At 57.0% G+C, this 2789-nt stretch carries 2 protein-coding genes and 1 pseudogene; all 3 read left to right on the forward strand.

Features of this window, described 5'->3' with window-relative positions:
- Nucleotides 1–313 precede the first annotated feature (313 nt).
- Nucleotides 314–1009, forward strand: coding sequence for a conjugal transfer ATPase VirC1 (locus C7G61_RS42405; protein ID WP_108523382.1), 696 nt, complete (start codon nt 314–316; stop codon nt 1007–1009).
- A 247-nt stretch (nt 1010–1256) separates the two neighbouring features.
- A pseudogene (locus C7G61_RS42410) lies at nt 1257–2592 on the forward strand (IS701 family transposase).
- 89 nt (nt 2593–2681) lie between these two features.
- The coding region (locus C7G61_RS46850; protein WP_244608779.1) for a VirC2 family conjugal transfer protein at nt 2682–2789 on the forward strand (108 nt) is incomplete at its 3' end.

The raw sequence follows: 2789 nt of genomic DNA on the forward strand, positions 1-2789 counted from the left end.
CGGACGTATCAGCTTCTTGATCTCTCGAAGCGACGCCGCCCACAACGCAAGCGTCTCCTCAATCGACGCTGCCCGCGTCCACGATCTCCGAATCATGGTTGCCCATGGATTCAGAAACCTTCCAAGAGCGCAACTGTAATGCTAAGACCGGTTGCTGTTGTAGCTAAGCATATCGTGGCCTACTCGATGGTGGGTTATGTTGACGCCGTTCGACCTCTGATTAGGATCAGATCGTTTTGAACTGACGTGGCCCGGCTGCCAAACCTCACGTCACATGTCGATCACACGTGTGTGAGCACGGGGACCGTCGGATATGAAGCTAGTCACTTGCTGCTCATTCAAAGGAGGGGCCGGTAAAACCACAGCCTTAATGGGTCTGTGCTCGTCATTCGCAGACAAAAAGCATAAGGTCGCTCTTTTCGAAGCTGACGAAAACCGCCCGCTTACTAAATGGAAAGAAAATGCCCTGCGTAACGGCGCTTGGGATCCTCGGTGCGAAGTATTCGTTGCGGATCAGTTGCCCCTGCTGGAGAACGCATATGCACAGGCGGAAGGTAACGGCTTCCACTATGCGCTTGCCGACACTCGCGGCGGCTTGAGCGAACTAAATGATAGTATCATCGCCAGCTCCGATTTCATTCTGGTGCCAACCATGCTGACACCTCTAGATTTCGACGAAGCACTTGCGACTTACCGATACGTTATCGAACTTCTAATAGAAGAGGAACTTCAAATCAAAACCGCGATTCTTGGCCAGCGAGTGCCTACATGCAGGCTGACCGTCTCTCAACAGGCCACGCAAGCCATGCTGGCCCTCCTGCCAATGTTCGACACGCCTATGTATGAGCGTGATGCCTTCGCTGCTATGAAAGAACGTGGTATGCTGCACATTACAGCGCAGAATATGTCACGCGCTCCCGCAATGCGGCTTATGTTGCATAACACCCGGCGCGCAATGGAGGAGCTGTCCATCATCGGCGACTTCATCGAGAACGCATTACAGGACTGATGTGGTTTTCCGCAAGCTGACCAGTTCGCTGCAGGTGGCACGTCTCGCTTCCACGAGTTTGGAAAAGCGGAGTAGTACGACCATCTCATCTCTGTCAGCAGGGATGATGCCGCTTGAGCAGGTTGCCCCGCCAATAGTGAACGCAAAGGTCCCTGCCCCCGCTTCCTCCGAGGAGAGGACAACTATCACTACTTTGGCAGATTTATTGGATTGATCGTCGCAACAGGATTCCCGAATCAGGTTTTCAATGATTCATGAGAGGTCGGCTTATGGAGGGCCGATCTATGGACGTGGACTGGCAAGCCGATCTCGATCGCTGGCTTGCGCCGTTTGTCGCGGCGCTAGGGCACAAGACGCGGGCCCGGATGTGCCCTCTCTACGTCGCGGGTTTGATTGGTCCAGGAGACCGCAAGAGCGTTCAACCGATGGCGGCACGCGCCAGTGGGGTCGGTTACGATCAGCTCCATCATTTCGTCGCTGCCGGAGTTTGGGACAGTGCTCCACTCGAGGCTGCCCTGCTGAAGGAGGCAGACAGATTGGTTGGCGATGATGCGGGTTTTCTTGTCATCGATGATACGGCGTTGCCCAAGAAGGGACGTCACTCGATTGGCGTCGCGCCACAATATGCCTCGTCGCTCGGAAAGACTGCCAACTGTCAGTCGCTAGTCTCGCTAACGTTGGCGTCGCGGGAAGTGCCGGTGACGGTGGGCCTGCGGCTGTTCCTGCCCGAGAACTGGACAAATGATCCTGAGCGCATGGCGCGGGCCGGTGTGCCGAAGGATAGACAGACTGCTCTGACAAAGCCGGAGATTGCGATCGAGGAGATCGACCGCGTCATCGCCTCCGGTGTGCGTTTCGGCTGTGTGCTTGCCGATTCAGGGTACGGCTCCAGCGGGCCTTTCCGTCAGGCTTTGAGCCAGCGCGGTCTGCTGTGGGCGGTGCGTCTGTCGCGGCGCCAGAACGTCTATCCTGCCGACGTTGCCCTGATCTTCCCCATCGCGAAGACCGGAAAGCCCCGCAAATACCACATCCCTGATCAGCCACCGGTCTCTGCTGAAGCGTTATTGGCCGAAGGCAAATGGCAAAGGGTCAGCTGGCGGCGGGGCACCAAAGGTCGGCTGACATGTCTCTTCACGGCCCGCCGTGTCCGCGTTGCGGATGGCCATAAGCACCGGATGATCAATAACCGTATGCAGTGCATGCCTGGCGACGAGGTCTGGCTCGTCGGTGAGCGGCGGTCGACCGGGAAGCAAAAATACTATGTGTCGAACCTGCCGGCCGATGCCACCATCAAGACGCTTGCTGCCACGATCAAGGCCAGGTGGGTCTGTGAACAGGCTCACCAGCAGCTCAAGGAGGAGCTTGGGCTCGACCACTTCGAAGGTAGATCCTGGACGGGATTACATCGACATGCGTTGATGACGATGATCGCCTACGCCTTTCTCCAATCCCGCCGCCTCAAAGCAGCGGGACGGAAAAAAAAGAATCTCAGGACCGCCACCACAACCAAGCATGCCGGCCATCAGGCAAGCGATCCTCGACCTCTTCGCACGACCTCCACCCCGACGATGTCCTCACTGTGACCTGCTCCTTGCAGATATCGCCAAGCCTAAAGTGCCAAAGTAGTGCTATCCTTTCGAATCAGCGCGTCGGGCCAGATCCCAAACTACAGGTGTTTCTGTCAGCAGCGCTTCCCGCTCCCGGTTTCTCTCCGGGGTTTGACAGCCTGTGTGGGCAGTATCGCCCGGCGAAAGCTCTGCAGATGATTTTGCGGCGCGCG

This window comes from Bradyrhizobium algeriense (assembly GCF_003062295.1).
In the GTDB taxonomy this organism is placed as follows: Bacteria; Pseudomonadota; Alphaproteobacteria; order Rhizobiales; family Xanthobacteraceae; genus Bradyrhizobium; species Bradyrhizobium algeriense.